At 73.0% G+C, this 18,702-nt stretch carries 15 protein-coding genes; 9 read left to right on the top strand and 6 right to left on the bottom strand.

What is annotated here, in order from left to right; all coding sequences use genetic code 11:
• The first annotated feature begins 4 nt into the window (after nucleotides 1-4).
• Complete coding sequence (locus ACFWE2_RS07290; RefSeq protein ID WP_377223543.1) at nucleotides 5-286, top strand: mycoredoxin; 282 nt, start codon at nucleotides 5-7, stop codon at nucleotides 284-286.
• 7 nt (nucleotides 287-293) lie between these two features.
• Here ACFWE2_RS07290 and nudC read toward each other — a convergent pair whose 3' ends face one another.
• Nucleotides 294-1,217, bottom strand: coding sequence for an NAD(+) diphosphatase (nudC, locus tag ACFWE2_RS07295; protein ID WP_377223544.1), 924 nt, complete (start codon nucleotides 1,215-1,217; stop codon nucleotides 294-296).
• Between the two features lie 145 nt (nucleotides 1,218-1,362).
• Between nudC and ACFWE2_RS07300 the strand changes: the two genes are divergently transcribed.
• The 3 genes from ACFWE2_RS07300 (at nucleotide 1,363) to ACFWE2_RS07310 (ending at nucleotide 3,670) form a co-directional block, all read left to right on the top strand.
• A complete protein-coding gene (locus ACFWE2_RS07300) occupies nucleotides 1,363-1,695 on the top strand; it encodes a PadR family transcriptional regulator (protein WP_377223545.1) in 333 nt (110 codons plus the stop codon).
• Nucleotides 1,692-2,633: a DUF1700 domain-containing protein gene (locus tag ACFWE2_RS07305; RefSeq protein WP_377223546.1), complete on the top strand. Its 942-nt coding sequence runs from the start codon at nucleotides 1,692-1,694 to the stop codon at nucleotides 2,631-2,633. The genes ACFWE2_RS07300 and ACFWE2_RS07305 overlap by 4 nt, the downstream gene beginning before the upstream one ends.
• Nucleotides 2,634-2,755: 122 nt before the next feature.
• Entirely contained in the window at nucleotides 2,756-3,670 is a 915-nt protein-coding gene (locus tag ACFWE2_RS07310) for a macrolide 2'-phosphotransferase (RefSeq protein ID WP_377223547.1), read from the top strand.
• A gap of 22 nt (nucleotides 3,671-3,692) precedes the next feature.
• Here ACFWE2_RS07310 and ACFWE2_RS07315 read toward each other — a convergent pair whose 3' ends face one another.
• From ACFWE2_RS07315 to ACFWE2_RS07325, 3 genes are all read right to left on the bottom strand, one after another.
• Nucleotides 3,693-7,124, bottom strand: a complete 3,432-nt coding sequence (locus tag ACFWE2_RS07315; RefSeq protein ID WP_377223548.1) for a UvrD-helicase domain-containing protein — start codon at nucleotides 7,122-7,124, stop codon at nucleotides 3,693-3,695.
• On the bottom strand, nucleotides 7,121-10,336 hold the full coding sequence (locus tag ACFWE2_RS07320) for an ATP-dependent helicase (protein ID WP_377223558.1): 3,216 nt from the start codon (nucleotides 10,334-10,336) through the stop codon (nucleotides 7,121-7,123). Before ACFWE2_RS07320 ends, ACFWE2_RS07315 begins: the two co-directional genes overlap by 4 nt.
• Nucleotides 10,337-10,510: 174 nt before the next feature.
• Entirely contained in the window at nucleotides 10,511-11,641 is a 1,131-nt protein-coding gene (locus tag ACFWE2_RS07325; protein ID WP_377223549.1) for a DUF3152 domain-containing protein, read from the bottom strand.
• Nucleotides 11,642-11,861: 220 nt separating this feature from the next.
• Here ACFWE2_RS07325 and ACFWE2_RS07330 point away from each other — a divergent pair, with 220 nt between their 5' ends.
• The 3 genes from ACFWE2_RS07330 to ACFWE2_RS07340 all read left to right on the top strand — a co-directional run bounded on the left by ACFWE2_RS07330 (nucleotide 11,862) and on the right by ACFWE2_RS07340 (nucleotide 14,487).
• Nucleotides 11,862-12,083, top strand: coding sequence for a DUF3107 domain-containing protein (locus ACFWE2_RS07330; protein ID WP_377223550.1), 222 nt, complete (start codon nucleotides 11,862-11,864; stop codon nucleotides 12,081-12,083).
• A gap of 383 nt (nucleotides 12,084-12,466) precedes the next feature.
• Nucleotides 12,467-14,095: a DEAD/DEAH box helicase gene (locus tag ACFWE2_RS07335; RefSeq protein ID WP_377223559.1), complete on the top strand. Its 1,629-nt coding sequence runs from the start codon at nucleotides 12,467-12,469 to the stop codon at nucleotides 14,093-14,095.
• Between the two features lie 95 nt (nucleotides 14,096-14,190).
• Complete coding sequence (locus ACFWE2_RS07340; protein ID WP_377223551.1) at nucleotides 14,191-14,487, top strand: DUF1905 domain-containing protein; 297 nt, start codon at nucleotides 14,191-14,193, stop codon at nucleotides 14,485-14,487.
• Between the two features lie 54 nt (nucleotides 14,488-14,541).
• On the opposite strand, the gene ACFWE2_RS07345 is transcribed toward ACFWE2_RS07340, so the two are convergent.
• Both ACFWE2_RS07345 and ACFWE2_RS07350 read right to left on the bottom strand, forming a co-directional pair.
• Nucleotides 14,542-15,177 (bottom strand): MarC family protein, encoded by a 636-nt coding sequence (locus ACFWE2_RS07345; protein ID WP_377223552.1) that lies wholly within the window; start codon nucleotides 15,175-15,177, stop codon nucleotides 14,542-14,544.
• Nucleotides 15,174-16,022 (bottom strand): PHP domain-containing protein, encoded by an 849-nt coding sequence (locus ACFWE2_RS07350; RefSeq protein WP_377223553.1) that lies wholly within the window; start codon nucleotides 16,020-16,022, stop codon nucleotides 15,174-15,176. Before ACFWE2_RS07350 ends, ACFWE2_RS07345 begins: the two co-directional genes overlap by 4 nt.
• 174 nt (nucleotides 16,023-16,196) lie before the next feature.
• Here ACFWE2_RS07350 and ACFWE2_RS07355 point away from each other — a divergent pair, with 174 nt between their 5' ends.
• Complete coding sequence (locus tag ACFWE2_RS07355) at nucleotides 16,197-17,036, top strand: alpha/beta fold hydrolase (protein ID WP_377223554.1); 840 nt, start codon at nucleotides 16,197-16,199, stop codon at nucleotides 17,034-17,036.
• Between the two features lie 12 nt (nucleotides 17,037-17,048).
• Nucleotides 17,049-18,584, top strand: a complete 1,536-nt coding sequence (locus tag ACFWE2_RS07360) for an aminopeptidase P family protein (RefSeq protein WP_377223555.1) — start codon at nucleotides 17,049-17,051, stop codon at nucleotides 18,582-18,584.
• Nucleotides 18,585-18,702 lie beyond the last annotated feature (118 nt).

Consider the following 18,702-nt stretch of genomic DNA (forward strand, 5'->3'; position numbering starts at 1 on the left):
ACTGATGTCCGATACGACCACGTCGAACCGCTCGCCCCTCCCGGCGGACGGCACGGTCCTGATGTACTCGACCACCTGGTGCGGGTACTGCCGCCGGCTGCGTACGCAGCTCGACTCGGAGGGCATCGGCTACACGGTCATCGACATCGAGGAGCAGCCAGAGGCCGCCGCCTACGTCGAGCAGGTCAACGGCGGGAACCAGACCGTTCCGACGGTGGTCTACCCGGACGGCACGGCGGCGACCAACCCGAGCCTCGCGGACGTCCGGCTGGCGCTGGCGAACTAGCCCCCGTTCACCTGGCGGCCTGCCAGCCGCCCCCGGCCGGGTCTTCCATGCGCCCGCCGTACCAGTCCTCGATCAGGGAGCGGGCGATCGAGGCGCGGCCCGGCAGGCCGAGGTGGCCGTCGGCCACCGCCGCGGCCACCTCCGCGCGGGTGAACCAGTCCGCCTCTGCGATCTCGTCCTCCTGCCGCACCAGGCGCGTCGTGGTCGCCCGGGCCCGGAAGCCGAGCATGAGCGACGCCGGAAGCGGCCAGGACTGGCTGCCCCGGTACTCGACGGTTGCGGGGTCGACGACGACCCCCACCTCCTCCATCGTCTCGCGCACCACCGCCTGCTCGAGCCCTTCGCCCGGCTCCACGAAGCCGGCCAGCACCGACCGCCGGCCCGGGCCCCACTGCGGGCCGCGGGCCAGGAGCAGCCGGTCGTCGGCGTCGGTGATCGCCATGATCACCGCGGGGTCGGTGCGCGGGAACTGGTTCGTGTCGTCCTTCGGGCAGTGCTGGATCCAGCCGCCCTGCGCGACCTCGGTCCGCGTGCCGCACCGCGGGCAGTGGGTGTGCGCGGCGTGCCACTGGGACAACGCGATGGCCTCGACGACGAGCCCCTGTTCCAGGTCGGGCTCGTCGAGGGTGCGCAGCCCCGCCCAGTCGACGTCGAGCCCGGGCTCCGCCTCGGCGTCGGCCAGGACCGCGGCGAGGTAGGCCACGCCGTCCGCCTCCCCGAGGAAGAGGTGCAGGCCGACGTCGAGGTGCGCGACGTCGTCGGGCGCGAAGAGCGCCACGCGCTGGCCGGCCATCGCCACCCGGTTCCCGCGGACGACCAGCACCTGGGTGCCGCGCTCCTTGAGGAGGTCGCCGACGAGCCCCGGCTCGTCGCGGCGGTGGGCGGCGCGGTAGTGGGCGGCGCGGGCGAACGGGAGGTCGAGAGCTGACACAGGGTCGACAGTAGTCGGCCGCCCTGGCACCCGGATCGCGGCAGGTCAGGTGCCCGGCGTCGCACCCGTCCGGATCTTGCCTCGCAAGACTTGTTTCGCAAGACTTGTATTGCAAGTCTTGCTACGCAAGGTTATGGTTCTCGACATGATCGAAGAGCGCATCGCAACGAACCTCCGTAAGGGAGTGCTCGAGTACTGCGTGCTCGCGCTGCTCTCGCACGGTGAGAAGTACGGACTCGAGCTGGCCGACGACCTCACCGAACGCGGACTCATCGCAAGCGAGGGCAGCCTCTACCCGCTGCTGGCCCGCATGCGCGAGAACGGGCTGGTCGAGCCCCGATGGGACTCGTCGGGCACCGGACGCCCCCGCCGCTACTACGCCATCACCGCTGACGGCACCAGTCAGCTCGCCGCGTTCGCCCAGGTCTGGGCGTCACTCGCCGCGCAGGTCAACGCGCTGCTGGAGGGATCACGATGACCGAGAGCATGACAACTGCCAAGAACACCACGATCACCGAGAGGACCGCGATGAACGCGAACGCCGAGGACGCCTACCTGCGCGACGTGGGCAAGCGCCTGCGCGCGCTCACCCCTGAGCAGCGCGATGCGGTGCTCGACGACGTCCGGGCCCACTTCGCGGACGCCGCGGATGCGGGCCGTACCCCTGAGCAGGCCGCGCAGAGCCTCGGCGACCCAGCGCAGTTCACCGAGCGGGTGCGGGCCGAGCTGGGCCATGAACCGGGCGAGACCGACCGGATGAGGCGCATCCTGCTGTGGCTGGCGACCGGTGTCGCGGTCTTCGCCGCGATGTTCGTCTCCTTCTGGTGGCCGGACGGCTCCCTCCAGGTGCCGAACACGCAGTTCAAGGCGCACGGCTTCGGGATCGTGCTGCTGAACCTGGCCCCGGCACTGATCGCAGCGCTCCCGAACTTCGCCTCCCCGCGTGCCCGTACGGTCTTCAACGTCGCGGTGGCGATCATGCTGTCGGTCGTGAGCTTCATCTTCCCCGACGGCTGGGCCTTCGCGCCCACCGCCTGGCTCGCGTGGGGCGCGCTGCTCGTACCGGTCATCGCCCGCAACGGACCGCCCGCGATCGGCTGGCGCATCGCCGGAGGCGTGCTCGCCCTCCTGCCCATCGCCCTGAGTGTCGCCGGATCGCTTGCCGGCAACTGGGACCTGACCCGCGAGACCGTTCTCTACGCCGGCGGGTTCGCCGTTCTCGGCGTGCTGATCGCCCTCGGCAAGCCGTGGGCCGGCGTCATCCTGGCCCTGGTCGGCGTCGTGGCCCTGGTGAGCTCCGCGCTCTATCCGGGAATGCTCACGTCGGGCGTCTGGTGGGCGGGCGGGCTGTTCATCACCATCGGCGCGAGCCATGCCCTCATGCACACCCGGCCGCGCACACCCGCACGCCGCTAGCACTCGCCGGGCCCTGGCACTACCAGACGGCTCTGCCAAGAAAGGTGGTGTGTCCCCGTTGGAGCGGGGACACACCACCGCCCTGTGCCATGGCACGCGAACACTGCAATACGGTTGAGCACGTGTCCCGCACGCCCCTCGCTCTCGCCGCCCTCTCGACCGCCGCCGTACCTGGTCTCGATGCCCAGTCGGTGCGCGTCGGCGAGCTCGCGGGCGACTACGACGTCGCCGTCGTCACCGGGCAGGACAACCAGGAGTGGGTGGTCCGTGCGCCCCGCAGCACGGTGGCCGGTGCGGCGCTCGAGGCCGAGATCGAGCTGCTGGACGCGCTTCGGCTGTACATCGACACGGGCGTGCTCCCGTTCGTCGTGCCGCAGGTCGCGGGGTACGCGCTGCTGCCGGAGGGCGGCCGGGCGGTGGTGCACCGGCGGATCATCGGCAGCACCCTCGACGTCGAGGCGCTGGAGCCGGGCCCCGGCCTCGCGGCGGACCTGGGCCGGGCGATCGCCGCGATCCACGAGCTGCCGACGTCGGTCGTGGAGACCTGCGGGCTGCCCAGCTACACGGCGTCCGAGTACCGCGAGCGTCGCCTCACCGAGGTGGACGAGGCCGCGCGCACCGGCAGGGTCCCGCCCACCCTGCTGCGGCGCTGGGAAGCGGCGCTCGAGGACGTCTCCCTCTGGAAGTTCAAGCCTGTCGTCGCGCACGGCGACCTGGCGCCCGACCAGCTGCTCGTGGACCGGCAGCGGGTGGTCGCGATCTCGGGCTGGGCGGAGGCCCGCGTGGCCGACCCCGCCGACGACCTCGCCTGGCTCATCGCGGCGGCACCGCTCGAGGCGGTCGACTCGATCATGGAGGCGTACCAGCTACGCCGCACTGAGCTGAGCGACCCCCGTCTGGCCGAGCGCGCGATGCTCGTGGGTGAGCTGGCGCTCGCGCGGTGGCTGCTGCACGGCGTGCGGCACCGACTGCCCGAGGTGGTCGAGGACGCGACGTCGATGCTGGAGGACCTGGACGAGGCGACGCTCGAAGAGTGAGCCGAAGAGCGAGGGCGCGTAGTCACTCGCCGCGGATGAGCGCCTCCAGCTCCGTCTCGTCGAGCAGGCGCTCCGGCCGGACCGTCGTGTCCGAGCCGACGTAGTAGAACGCGGCGCTCACCTGCTCCAGCGGCAGGCCCGTCCAGCGTGACCACGCCAGGCGGTACACCGCGAGCTGCACCTCGCGCGCACTCCGGGCCGCGGCGTCGAGCGGCTCGCGGCCGGTCTTCCAGTCCACGACCACCACCGCGTCCGGTCCGATGGCCGGGTCCCGGAAGACGGCGTCCATGCGGCAGCGCAGCATGACGCCGGCCACCGGCGTCTCGACGTCGACCTCCACCGCGATGGGCATGCGAGCCGACCACTCCGAGCCGAGGAACGTGTCGCGCAGCTTGTCGAGGTCGGTGTCCTCCGGCAGGTCCTCGTCCTCGGCGCTGGGCAGGTCGTCGACGTCGAGCAGCGTGGCCGACGTGAAGAACTGCTCCACCCACTCGTGGAACCGGGTACCCCGGCGGGCGTGCACCGTCGGCTGCACCGGCACAGGGCGCCGGAGCTGGAGGGCGAACGCCTCGCGGTCCGCGGCGAGCCGCACCAGCCCGGACGCCGAGACGTGCGCGGGGAAGGCGATCTCCCGGTCGGCGTCCCGGTCCCGTTCGGCGAGGAGCATGCGGGCGAGGTCGACCAAATCATGGCCTGCGGCGTCGGTGACGGCGCCCCGCGGCGCGGTGAGCGCATCGGCGGGCAGGCGCATGGCGGCCAGCGCGACCAGACGCTCCTCCGCGGCCTCGTCCACGAGCTCGGCGGTGGCACGCAGCACGCCCCGGGCGGTCGGCTGCTGGGCCGCAACCGTGCTCGGCGTCGTCCCGGCCTGGTCCTGGCCTCCGTCCGGAGCCGGCCAGAGGGCCGTCAGCTCCTCCGCGTTGCGCGGGTTCTCTGCGTCCGGGGCCGGCATGGGGGCCCAGAGGTCCGTGCTGACCAGGCCGGCGTCGGCCAGCTCGGCGAGGAACGGGGAGACGCCGCGCGGGCGGCTCGCCGTACCCCACCAGGAGGCCGTGAGGAAGAGCTCGCGCCGGGCACGCGTGAACGCCACGTACGCCAGCCGGCGCTCCTCGGCGAGGCGGTGCTCACCGCACTCGTACTTGAACTCGTCACGCAGCGCGATGAGGTCCTTGGTGTCGGACGCGCGCTCCCAGCCGAAGCTCGGCAGGTCGTCCGCGTCGCCGCGCAGGTGGTAGGGCAGCTCGCCCAGGTCGGACAGCCAGCCCGACGAGGAGTCGCCCGAACGCGAGCCCCTGTCCCACGTCGGGAACGCGCCGTCGGCGAGACCGGCCACGGCCACCGCGTCCCACTCCAGCCCCTTGGCGGCATGCGCGGTGATCACCTGGACGGCGTCCGGGTCGGGCTCGTGCACCGGCATGTCGAGACCGCGCTCCTTCTCCCCCGCCACACCGAGCCAGGCAAGGAACGCGCCGAGCGTCGCCGTGTCCGACGACTGCGCGAACGACGCGGCCACGTCCCGGAACGCGTCGAGATGCTCGCGGCCACGATCGCTCACCGCTCCGCCGACACCAGCGCTCGTCAGGGCTGCCGCGGTGGCTGCCTCGACGTCGAGGCCGAGAGCGCGCTCCGCCTGGACCACCAGCTCGGGCAGCGACAGGTACGTGAGGCCGCGCAGGTCCCGCAGCAGCCCGGCGAGCGCGGTCAGCCGCAGGTGAGCGTCCCGGGACAGCACCCGGCCGTCGCGAGCCGGCTTCCCGGCCGGCGGCAGGTCGTCGAGCGCGTCGACTATCGAACGGTGGTCCGACACGTCGCCCTCGACGACACGGAGGTCGTCGTCCACCGCGTCGTCAGAGCCGTCCACGCCGTCCACCCGGGCCGCGGCCGCCGCGGCGGTGCGCGGGTCGTCCATCCGCGCCAGGTCCGCAGCCCAGGAGCCCAGCGCATGGAGGTCGGCGGCGCCGAGGTTGAGACGCGGGCCGGTCAGGAGGCGCATCAGCGAGTCACCGCGGGACGGGTCGTGCGCGGCCTGGAGCAGCGCGACGACGTCGACCACCTCGGGCGTCGACAGCAGCCCACCGAGGCCCACCACCTCGACCGGAAGGCCGCGGCGGCGCAGCGCCACCTCGAGGATGGGGAACTGCGCTCGGGCCCGGCAGAGGACGGCGGCGGTCGACCGCCCGTCCGGGTGGGCGCCGGAGCGCCAGCGCGCGGCCACCCACTCGGCCACCGCCTCCGCCTCCTCCTCAAGCGTGGCCGCGACGTGCGCCGACACCACTCCCTCGCCCGCCCCTGGCCGCAGGTCCAGCGGGGGGACCTCGACGTCGGTTCCGGCCCCGGTCCGCGAGCGCAGCGGACCCGACACGATGTTCGCGGCGGTGAGCACCGCGGCATCGTTGCGCCAGGACGTGGACAGGTAGTGCACGGCGGCGGGGACGCCGTCGTCGCGCTGGAAGCGGCCGGGGAAGCGGGCGAGGCCCGCGGCGGAGGCGCCGCGCCAGCCGTAGATGGACTGGTGCGGGTCGCCGACCGCCGTCACGGGGTGTCCGCCGCCGAACAGGCCGGACAGCAGCTCGACCTGGGCGTAGGACGTGTCCTGGTACTCGTCGAGGAGCACGACCTCGAACCGTGCGCGCTCGGCGGCGCCCACGAGCGGCACCTCGCGGGCGAGCTGGGCGGCGAAGGCGACCTGGTCGCCGAAGTCGAGCGCCTCGGCGATGCGCTTGCGGCGGCGGTACTCGACGACGAGGTCCACGAACCGGGCCCGTTCGGCGACCGAGCTGATGAGCTTGTCGACGTCCTTGGTGCGCTTCTTCTGCTTCGGTCCGAGCGGGACGGACTCGAGGTGCTCTGCCATCTCGGTCAGGCGGGCGCGGGCGTCGGCGGGGTCGACGAGGTGCTCGCCGAGCGCGCCGGACAGTGCCACGACGGCGCCGGTGACGGTGCTGACCGCCTTGTCGGTGCCGAGGTCCTCGTCCCAGGACTCGACCACCTGGGACGCGAGCTGCCACTGCTCGGCCTGGCCGAGCAGACGGGCGCTCGGTTCGACGCCGAGGCGGAGACCGTGGTCGGCGACCAGGGAGGCGGCGTAGGCGTTGTAGGTGGCGACGGTGGGCCGGTCGAGGTCCAGGCCGGCGAGCGCTTCGCCGGACTCCTCGCCCAGTGCCCGGCCCAGCTGTGCCAGCCGTGTCTGCACGCGCCGGGTGAGCTCGCCGGCGGCCTTGCGCGTGAACGTCAGGCCGAGCACCTGCTCGGGCTGGACCAGCTTGTTGGCGATGAGCCAGACGACGCGCGCGGCCATGGTCTCGGTCTTGCCCGAGCCCGCACCCGCGACGACGAGCGCCGGCTCCAGGGGCGACTCGATCACCCGGACCTGCTCGTCGGTGGGCTCGTGGCGACCGAGCAGCCGGGCGATCGCCCGCGCGGACAGCCGGATCTCCGGCTCGTGCCTGGTCACTCGACCACCTTCCGTCCCTCGGGCTGCAGCGGGCAGGAACGCCGCACCGGGCACACCTCGCACAGGTCGTTGCTCTTCGCCGCGAACTGCGCAGCGGCCATCGTGTCGGCGGCACCCTCCACGGTGTCGCGCGCCCAGCTGTTGCCGTCCTCGTCCGGGACGAGAGCCGGCTGGTTCCGTACGCTCGCCGACACGGTCTCGGTGCCGACGTAGACGAGGCTCGCGCCCTTGCTGACCGTGCCGTCGGGCAGGTCGAGCGCGCCCTCCTCCACCGCGAGCTGGTAGGCGCCGAGCTGCGGGTTCTCCGCCGCCTTGTCCTTGCTGGCCGCGGACTTGCCGGTCTTGAGGTCGACCACCGTCACGCCGCCGTCGCCCGCGTCCTCGACGCGGTCGACCTGGCCGCGCAGCCGGGCGCGCCCCACCTGCAGGTCGAAGTCGGCCTCCACGAGGAGCGGTTCGCCGGAGTCGGCGAGGTAGTCCGCGAGCCGCTCCACCATGCGCTCGGCCCGTTTGCGGAGCTGCAGCGACGGCCAGCCCTCCGGCAGCGCGAGCTCCGGCCAGCGCCGGTCCAGCTCCTTCTTCAGCTCGGTGAGCGAACCCTTCGGATGGCTCTGCGCTATCGAGTGCAGCAGCGTGCCGAGGGTCTGGTGCGTGGCGTCCGGCTTGGTGCCGCCCGCCGCCTCGAGCGCCCAGCGCAGGGCGCACGTGGTCACCGTCTCCACCTTCGACGGCGACACCTTCACCGTCTCCTGCACACCCCACAGCGGAATCTCGCTCGACACCCCGGCGACGCCGTACCAGGTGCTCGGGTCGGCCTCGGCGACACCCGCTGCCGAGAGGTCGGCGAGGAGGGCGGCGGCGGGCTGGTTGCCCGGCGCCGAGAGGGCGGCAGCACGCACCAGCTCCGTCCGGGCGGCTGCCACCACGCCGCGCAGGTCGAGCGGCGGGCCGACCGGCACGCGCCGGGGGTCCGGCCCGTCGCCGCCGTCGTTCCGCGGCGACACGAGGTCGCAGAACACGCTGGGTGCTTCTTCGGTGTCCTCCACGGCGGTGACCAGGAGGCGCCGTCGGGCGCGGGAGACCGCCACCGCGAACGCACGCAGCTCGTCCGTGAGGACCTGCCGCCGAGCCTCCGCACCGACGACCCGGCCGTCCTCCGACCGGCCGGCGATGAGCTCGACGAGCGCCTGCGAGCCGAGCAGGGAGTCGCGCAGCCGCAGGTCGGGCCAGACGCCGTCCTGTACGCCGGCGACGACCACCACGTCCCACTCGCGCCCGGCGGCCCCCGGCGGTGTGAGCGCCTCCACGGCGCCGGCACCCTGTGCGGACGCCGCCAGCGAGTCGGCCGGGAGGTCCTGCGACGCGAGGTAGTCGACGAACGCGGCGACCGGCGCGCCCGGCATCCGGTCCACGAAGGTCTCCGCCGCGCGGAACAGGGCGAGCACGGAGTCGAGGTCGCGGTCGGCCCGCAGACCCGCGGGACCACCGGCGAGGGCGTAGGCGCTCCACCGCTCGGCGAGACCGGTCGCCGCCCAGACGGCCCAGAGCACCGTCTGTGCCGTTGCGCCCGGCTCCCCGGCGGCCTCGCGCCCGGCGGCGAGCACCCGTGCCACGGCGAGCGGCCCGCGCCGCACCTGCGTCGGCAGCAGAGCCGCACGCGCCGGATCGGCCAGCACCTCGACCAGCAGGGTGTCCGACGTGCGGCCCCCGCCCGCCGACAGCTCCTCCGACCGCAGCGCACGCCGCAGCCGGCGCAGCGCCACGGCGTCGAGCCCGCCGATCGGCGAGACGAGCAGCTGTGCGGCGGTCTCGGGGTCCAGGACCGGCTCGTCGCCGTCGAGCTCCTCGGCGATCAGGGCCTCGAGGCTCCCGCGCGGCGCACCCGCGCACGTCTTCACGGCCGCCAGCAGGGGCGCAACGGCGGGCTCGTCCCGCAGCGGGAGGTCCGACCCGAGCAGCGCGACCGGCACCGACGCCGAGACCAGCTCACGCCGCAGTGCCGCCAGGCGCGTACCGCTGCGGGCGATCACCGCCATCCGCTCCCAGGGCGTGCCACGCAGCAGGTGCTCGGCCCGCAGCTCCCGGGCGATCCAGGCCGCCTCCTGCGCCGCGCCCGAGAGCACCGCGACCTGGACGGACGATGCGGACCCGGCGGCCGGCTCACCCTCGGCGGCCTTCGGCGCATGCGCCGTCGCGCGCCTGTGCATGGCACTCGCCGACACCGGGATCCGGTTCGTCACCGCACGGGTGACCGCACGCAGCTCGGGCAGCTGCCGCCACACCGTCCCGAGCACCATCGTCTCCGCGTCGAAGGCGCCGAAGGCGCGACCGGGGCCGGCCGGCGCGGCGGCCCGGCCGGTGAGCCCCGGCGCGGCACCACGGAAGGTCTGGACCGCTGAGTCCGGGTCGGACAGCAGGACCAGCCGTGCGCCGTCGTCGTGCAGCACCCGCAGGAGCCGGACCGTCGCGGCCGTTGCCTCCTGGTAGTCGTCGACCACGACCAGGTCCCAGGTGGGCCGCGCCATGCCGGGCACCTCGTCCTCCCAGGACCGCAGCGACTCGGCGGCCTCGTCGATGACCACTGCGGGGTCGTAGCGCGGCCCTGCGTCGGGCGTACCGAGCCGCAGTGCCATCGTGTCGAGGTACTCCTCGTAGATCTGCGCCGCCATCACCCACTCGGGGCGGCCGTTCGCGCGCCCCAGCTCGTCCAGCTCGACCGGGCCGAGGCCACGCTCGGCGGCGCGCATGAGCAGGTCACGCAGCTCCTGGCGCAGTCCGCGCAGGCCCAGCGACTCCTCGGGCAGACCGGCGGGCAGCGCGAGCGGCCGCCCTTCACCGGCGACATGACCGGCGAGCAGCTCGGCGAGCACCAGGTCCTGCTCCGGGCCGGAGACCAGGGTCGGCGCCGGCTGCTCGAGCGCGGCGGCGCGCTTGTGCAGCACCGCGAACGCTGCGGACGACGCCGTGCGAACCATCGGTGCGCCGACCGTGCGCCCGGCCCTTGCCGCTACCTCGTCGCGCAGCCGCGCCGCGGCTCGCCGGGAGGACGCGAGGACCAGCACCCGTTCGGGCTGCACGCCCGAGTCCAGCGCCCGCACGGCGACCTCGCAGGTGACGGTCGTCTTGCCGGACCCGGGCGCACCGAGGACCAGGGTCGCCCGGTTGCTCAGCGCGGCCTCGACGGCTGCCGCCTGGGTGTCGTCGAGCGGCACACCGCCCTCGACCAGCACAGATCCGGCCGCGCCGGGACGGTGCCCGGGCGGCGTCAGCCGAGGTGCGAGAGCGAGGGTCGGTGTCACGCGAACGATCGAACCACGAGCCACTGACACTCCCCGACGCCCCGCACTGGGGAGTCGGCAATGCCCGTTTCGTCCTGTGGAAGCCGGTCAGTCCTCGTCCGGCACCGGGGCGTCGGGAACGGGCCAGGGCTCGGGGATGCAGCCGCTGGTCGTGGTGGTCTGCTGCACCATCACCGTCGCGTGCTCGCCCTCGCCGGCGCACAGGTCGTGGTGGTACCCGATCACGTGCCCCACCTCGTGGTTCACGAGGTACTGCCGGTAGCGCCCGATGCTCTCCCACGCCTGGGAGCCCTTCGCCCAGCGCTTGAAGTTGAGCACAGCGGTCTCCTCGATGCCGCACGAGAGCTCACCTATCGTGTCCAGCGGGAGACAGAGCCGGTCGGTGGTTCCCGGGCTGGCGAGCACCACGCGCGCGTCGTAGTCGTCGGAGTCGGTCCAGGCGAAGGTGGACCCGTCGGCGGCGTTCCAGCCGCGCGGGTCGTTCAGGGTGGCCAGCACCGACTCGGCGAAGACCTCCGGATCCACCGGCAGCCCCTTCTCGACGGCTATCTGGACACGCCAGACCTTGCCCTCGGCGGGCGCGAGACGAGACCCGCCGACCACGACGAGCCTGCCGGACAGCTCCTCCTCCACCGCGACGCTCGTGCCGAGCAGCCCGGAGCCCGGCTCCGGCGGCGGCCCGACTGCGGCGCGAAGGCTCGGGTCGGGTGACGGCGGCGCCGACTTCTCCACGGGCGGCACTCCCGCCGAGGCCACGGCCCGGGGTTCGGGCAGCTCGGCGGACGGCGGCTCGGGCAGCACCTCGGCGGCGGTGCCAACACCTGCGCCCGTCCCCGAGGCGGCTTCGGCCGCCGAGACGGCATCCGGCGACACCGCCGAGACGGCATCCGGCGACGTCCGTTCGCCGGACCTGGCCGCCTCGTACGCGTTCCGCACCGCGGCGGCCGCCTCGGCGCCCAGGCTGTCCTCGACGGCCCCGGCGACGACTGCGGCGGACGCGTCCGGTTCGGTGCTCATGGTGACCGCCATGCCTCCACCGAGCCCCGCCACCAGGCAGAGGCTGAGCGTGATCGCGGCCCGCCGAGGGTCCTGCGCCGCGCGGCGGCGCACCTTCCGCGCCACGGACCGACTCGCGGCCACGCCCTCCGTCAGGAGCCCGGCGGGCGCGCCTCCACGGGCGTGCCGGCCGGCGCGCCGTGCGGAGGACCGTCTGCTCACGCCGACCATGGTGCCACGCACGCGCCCGCGCGCCCATGCCCCTGTCCACAGGATCGCGGGACCGCCGGGCCCGCACCTCCTCCCCGGGGCCTCTGCCGACCCTCCTGTCGGCTCACGGCGAAACCGAGGGCAGACGGCGCCGACGCGTGACTAGGATCGACAGGCCGGGACCCCGGATCACCGGGCACACGGCGCAATCCCCGACCGAACTGGAGTAAAAGTGGACGTCACCATCGGTGTGCAGAACCTGCCTCGCGAGGTCGTGGTCGAGACGGAAGCGAGCGCGGACGCCGTCGCGACTGCCGTCAAGAAGGCCCTGGCCGGTGGCACCCTCGAGCTCACCGACTCGCGCGGCCGCCTCGTGCTCGTCCCCGGCGCTGCGATCGGCTACGTCGAGATCGGTTCCGAGGAGCAGCGCAAGGTCGGCTTCGGCGCGGTCTGAGCAGGTCGTACCCCACGCCACGTGGCTGACGGCGCACCCGCACGCGCCGTCCGCCACGTGGCGTTCATTACTAACCGGGCTGTTCACCGTGTTTCGCTAACCACCCGGAAACATCGTGCGCGTACCATGAATCCCGTACATCGGTTGCCCGGTCGTCACGTTCCGACCCCCGAGCCTGTGCTCCGGCCTCCCAGAGGCCGTTCCGACAGGACGCGCTGCCTGGGTCATTCCCGGCGCGCGATGATTTTCACGATCGGCTGCCGCACGAAGGCGCGATCGCCGGGCCATGAGGGCCCACCGCGCCGCGAGAGATGAAGGCGCCAGTGACTACCACAGACACCCCGGCCGCAGACGCGGTCATCAAGACAGGTCCCGAGCCGACGATGAGCTCGGGCCCCGACTACTCCAGCCCGTCCGCCATCCAGGCGCAGAACGTGACGTTCGCCGACTTCGGCGTCCGCCCCGAGATCGTCGAGGCGCTGAAGGACTCGGGCATCACCCACCCGTTCCCCATCCAGGCGATGACGCTGCCCGTCGCGATGAGCGGGCACGACATCATCGGCCAGGCCAAGACCGGTACCGGAAAGACGCTCGGCTTCGGCGTGCCGCTGCTGCACCGCGTCGTCGCTCCCGGCGAGCCCGGCTACGACCAGCTCGTCGCTCCGGGCAAGCCGCAGGCCGTCGTCGTCGTACCGACCCGCGAGCTCGCCGTGCAGGTGGCGAACGACCTGGCCACCGCCTCCGCCAGGCGCAACGTCCGGATCGTGCAGGTCTACGGCGGCCGTGCCTACGAGCCGCAGATCGAGGCCCTGAAGTCCGGCGTCGACGTCGTGGTCGGTACGCCGGGCCGCATGATCGACCTGCTGAACCAGGGTCACCTCAACCTGCTCCGTGCGGCGACCGTCGTGCTCGACGAGGCCGACGAGATGCTCGACCTCGGGTTCCTGCCCGACGTCGAGAAGATCCTGGCCCGTACCCCCGCGCAGCGGCACACCATGCTGTTCAGCGCCACCATGCCGGGCGCCGTCGTCTCGATGGCGCGCCGCTACATGAAGCAGCCCACGCACATCCGCGCCGCCGAGCCGGACGACCAGGGCGCGACGGTCAAGAACATCAAGCAGGTCGTGTACCGGGCCCACGCCCTGGACAAGATCGAGGTGCTCGCCCGCCTGCTCCAGTCCGAGGGCCGCGGGCGCAGCATCGTGTTCGCACGCACCAAGCGCACCGCCGCCAAGGTCGCGGACGAGCTGACCACGCGCGGCTTCGCGGCCGGAGCGATCCACGGTGACCTGGGCCAGGGCGCACGCGAGCAGGCACTGCGCGCGTTCCGCAACGGCAAGATCGACGTGCTCGTCGCGACCGACGTCGCCGCCCGCGGCATCGACGTCGACGACGTCACGCACGTCGTGAACTACCAGTGCCCCGAGGACGAGCGCATCTACCTGCACCGGGTGGGCCGCACCGGCCGCGCGGGCAACACCGGTACCGCCGTCACCTTCGTGGACTGGGACGACGTGCCGCGCTGGTCGCTCATCGACAAGGCGCTCGAGATCGGGTACCCCGAGCCGGTCGAGACGTACTCCACGTCGCCCCACCTGTTCACCGACCTGAACATCCCCGAGGGCACCAAGGGCCGCCTGCCGCGGTCCGCGCAGCACCTCGCGGGGCTGGACGCCGAGGACGTCGAGGACCTGGGCGAGACGGGCAAGCGCAACAGCGGCTCCCGCTCGGGCGGCTCGCGCTCCGGCGGCTCCCGCTCCGGCGCCCCCCGCTCCGGTCCGCGCTCGGGCGGGCGGCAGGGCGGCTCGCACGGCGCGCCCCGTTCGGCCCCCCGGTCCGACGGCGGAGACACGCCGGCCACCGGCACGCCGGCCGCCGACACCGCCGGCACGTCGGGTGAGCTGCCCGCCTCGGGCGAGCGCCCGGCGTCGGGCGGCGAGGACGAGGGCGGCCAGCGCCGCCGTCGGAACCGTACCCGCCGCCGCACGCGCGGCGGCCAGCCGGAGAACTGACCCGCGCCGTCGTCCGAGATGACGTGTCAGACCCGCAGATCACTCCGGTGACCTGCGGGTCTGACACGTTCAGGGGTTTCTGACAGGCTCTACCCGTGAAGATCGAGTTCACCGCTCCCCTGTGGCAGTGGCAGGTGCGTACCGACTCCTGGTGGTTCGTGACCGTGCCGCCCGACCATTCCGACGAGCTGGCCGACCTCCCGCTGCCTCCGCGCGGGTTCGGCTCGATCCGGGTCCGGGTGACCGTGGGGAAGACCACCTGGACCACCTCCGTCTTCCCGAGCGACAAGGACGGCGGCTACGTGCTGCCCATGAAGAAGAAGGTGCGGGAGGCCGAGAGCCTAGTCCCGGAGAAGCCGGTAGCGGTGATCCTGGAGACCATCGACGTCTGACCTGTCAGACCCTCAGGTCACCCCGGTGACCTGAGGATCTGACACGTCGAGGGATCAGACCGTGCGGACGAACTCGATGACGCCGTTCGCGATCATCTGGGTGGCGATCGCCGCGAGCAGCACGCCCGCGATACGGGTCACCAGCGTCACGCCGGAGTCCTTGAGCACCCTGTGCACGAGACCGGCGAACCGCATGGCAGCCCAGGTGCAGACGCACACCGCGACGATGCCGATGCCTATCGACGCGTAGTGCCCGACAGCGGACTCGCCGGCGCTCACGCCCTGCTGCACGAACACCATCGTGGCCACGATCGTGCCGGGGCCCGCGAGCAGCGGGGTCGCGAGCGGCACCAGGGCCACGTTCTTGGCGGCCCCGCCGGCGTCCGTCCCACCGGCGTCCATCTTGCCCATGAGCAGCTCCAGCGCGACCAGGAGCAGGAGCAGCCCGCCCGACGCCTGGAGCGCCGCGAGCGAGATCCCCATGTGCTCCAGGAGGAGCTGGCCGAACACCGCGAACACCACGATCACGCCGAAGGCCACGAAGATCGCAGTCCGCGCCGCGCGCTTGCGGTCGTGCGCGGTCATCCGCGAGGTCAGTGCGAGGAAGACCGGCACGGTGCCCGGCGGGTCCATGATCACGAAGAGCGTCACGAAGACCTCGGTGAAGAGCGCAACGTCGAACCAGGTCACCGGAGCACCTCGAGGGTGCCCTGCTCCACGATCGCCTCGAGCACGCCGGGCTCTGTCGTGTTCTCGCCGATGAGGTTGCGCTTGCCCGCCCCGTGGAAGTCGCTCGACCCCGTGACCAGCAGGTCGAGGGACTGGGCGATGTCGCGGAGACGTCGGCGCGTGTCCGGGGTGTGGTCGCGGTGGTCCACCTCGAGCCCGGCGAGCCCCGCCGCGGCGAGCTCCTCGATGGTCGAGTCGGGGACCACCCGGCCACGCGCGTCGGCCCCGGGGTGCGCGAAGACCGGCACCCCGCCCGCCGCCCGGACCGCCTTGACGGTGGCGACGGCGTCGGGCGCGTAGTGGCCCACGTAGTACCGCGTACCGGTGCGGAGCATCGTGGCGAAGGCCTCGTCCCGGTCGCGCACGACACCGGCCGCCACGAGCGCGTCCGCGATGTGCGGGCGACCGATCGTCGTGCCCGACTTCGTCTGAGCGAGCAGGTCTTCCCACGTGATCGGGTAGTCCTCGCCGAGGAGGGCCACCATGCGCCGGGCGCGGGACGTGCGGTCGTCGCGCGTCCGCTCCGTCTCGGCCACCAGGTCGGGGTGCGTCGGGTCGTACAGGTACGCGAGCAGGTGCACACCGGTGCCCCAGCCGGTGGTGCGGGCGATCGCCGAGATCTCGGCGCCGCGCACCAGACCGATCTGGAAGCGCCCAGCGGCCTCGGCGGCCTCGGCCCAGCCCGATGTCGTGTCGTGGTCGGTGATGGCCAGCGTCTTGATACCGGCGAGTGCGGCGACCTCGACCAGACGCGCTGGCGAGTCGGTGCCGTCTGACGCGGTGGAGTGCGTGTGGAGGTCGATCACTCCACAAGGGTAGAGAGCCGAGGGCCCGTCGGGCGTCGCGAGCGGCGTGAGGTGCGGCACCCCCGGCGTCGTCGGCCCCTATTGGCACAGAAGCATCAGGCCCACACAGACCGTTCACCGACCGTTCCGCCGCCGTACGCCGCCTGCCCCAACCGGTCCCGCATCATCGAAGGGATGACGAGCAGCAACCAGACCCCGCAGGACGCTCCGACGAGCGTCGTCTTCGTGCACGGCATGCGCAGCTCCGGCGCCATCTGGGAGAACCAGCTACGGCACGTGCGCGCCGCCGGCCACACGGCCGTCGCCGTCGACCTGCCGGCGCACGGCGCACGGCGCCACGAACGGTTCACCATGGACGGCGCCTTCGAGGCGCTGGACGACGCCGTCGCCGGCCTTCCCTCGGGGCCGATAGCCCTGGTCGGACTGTCCCTGGGCGGCTACACCTCCCTCGCCTGGGCCGCTCGGCAGGGAGCCACCGACCGCCTGGTGGGCATCCTCGCGGCGGGCTGCACGTCGGACCCTAAGGGCAAGCCCGTGCGGCTCTACCGGGACGTCGCCAGGGGCGTCGCGAACGCCGCCTACCTCGGACGCCGGCTGACCGGCCGGGTGGTGCACCCGAGCGTGCACCGTCCGCGCCTCTCCGTACCCACTGTGCGCCTCCCGTTCCGCCCGCTGCGGAGCGCCCCCGGCGGCTCCGACCTGCAACAGGTCGAGATCGCCCCGCAGCAGACCGCCGAGATGTACCGGCCCACCTGGGACGTCGTGACCGACGCGCTGACCCACCTCGCGGGACGCTCCTCGATCGCCAACGTGCGCGCCGCACGGATCCCGCTCTGGTTCGTCAACGGCGCCCGCGACGCCATGCGCATCGAGGAGCAGCGCCACCTCGCCGCGGCGCACGACGGGTCGCTCGTGGTCATCCCCGGTGCCGGGCACGACGTCAACATGGAGGCTCCCTCAGCCTTCAACCGGGTGCTCACCAGGGCGCTTGCGGACTTCAACCGGCGTGCGTGAAACACTGGGCGCATGAGCGAACCCACCACCACTTCGCAGCCTGACGAGCAGGGCACCGCAGACCGCGGGGCCAACCGTTCACACCGCCCGGGCTCCGCCGCCTTCAAGAATTTCGTGATGTCGCAGTGGGCCCCGCGCGCCGAGCTCGGCCTGACGGCGTCGGCCGCCGCGCGGTACACGGTCGCCCGACGCGCGGCCCTCTCCGAGCGGCTGCCTGGTATGCGTCTCGTGATCCCGGCGGGTTCGCTCAAGACCCGCTCCAACGACACCGACTACCGGTTCCGGCCGCACTCGGCGTTCGCGCACCTCACCGGCCTGGGCACCGACCAGGAGCCGGACGCCGTGCTGGTGCTGCACCCGGTTCCGGACGGCGCCGGCGACGCCGGCTCCAACCACCACGCTGTGTTGTACGTGCGTCCCCTGGCTCCGCGCGACAACGAGGAGTTCTACGCCGACGCCCGCTACGGCGAGTTCTGGGTCGGTGCCCGCCCGTCGCTGGCCGACGTCGAGGCCCTCACGGGCATCGAGGCCCGCCACATCGACGAGCTGGGCGACGCCCTGGCGAAGGACGTCGGCGACGGCGGCGTGCACCTCCTCGTGGTGACCGGCGCGGACGACGCGGTCGAGTCGCTCGTCGAGGAGCTGCGGCTGGAGGCCGGGGAGGACGAGGACGCGGTGACCGACGAGACCCTCGTCGAGGCCACGTCCGAGCTGCGGCTCATCAAGGACGAGTACGAGATCGAGCAGATGCGTGAGGCCGTGGCCCGCACCATCGAGGGCTTCGAGGCCGTGGTCCGTGCTCTGCCGCGCGCAGTCGCGCACCGCCGCGGCGAGCGTGTCGTGGAGACCACCTTCGACGGGCACGCTCGGCTCGAGGGCAACGCCGTGGGCTACGAGACGATCGCGGCCTCCGGCGAGCACGCCACCACGCTGCACTGGATCCGGAACGACGGCGAGGTCCGCTCGGGCGAAGTGCTGCTGCTCGACGGCGGCGTCGAGGTCGACTCGCTCTACACCGCTGACATCACGCGCTCCCTGCCGGTCGACGGCGAGTACACGGACGTGCAGCGCAAGATCTACCAGGCGGTGCTGGACGCGGCCGACGCGGCGTTCGCCGTCGCCAAGCCGGGCACCAAGTTCCGCGACGTCCACGCGGCGGCCATGGAGGTCATCGCGGCCCGCCTCGAGGAGTGGGGCTTCCTGCCCGACGGCGTCACGGCGGACGAGGCCCTGTCCGAGGACGGCCAGCAGCACCGCCGCTGGATGGTGCACGGCACGTCGCACCACCTCGGCCTCGACGTCCACGACTGCGCGCAGGCGCGCCGCGAGCTCTACCTCGACGGCGTCCTGGAGCCGGGCATGGTGTTCACGATCGAGCCGGGCCTGTACTTCAAGGCCGACGACATGGCCGTGCCCGAGGAGTTCCGCGGGATCGGCGTGCGCATCGAGGACGACGTGCTGGTCACCGCCGACGGCAACGAGAACCTGTCGGCGGCGCTCCCCCGGCGTCCGGAGGACGTCGAGGCCTGGATGGCGTCGCTGCGCTGAGTCGCCGAGGCGGCCTGGCCGGGCGAGTCAGCGCTGACTTCGGTCGGTTGCTCCGCGCGGACTGCTGACTTCGGTCGGTTGCTCTGACATCGGTCGTTTGATTGACCGATCTCAGAGC

The organism is Promicromonospora sp. NPDC060271 (assembly GCF_042726755.1).
Lineage (GTDB): Bacteria > Actinomycetota > Actinomycetes > Actinomycetales > Cellulomonadaceae > Promicromonospora.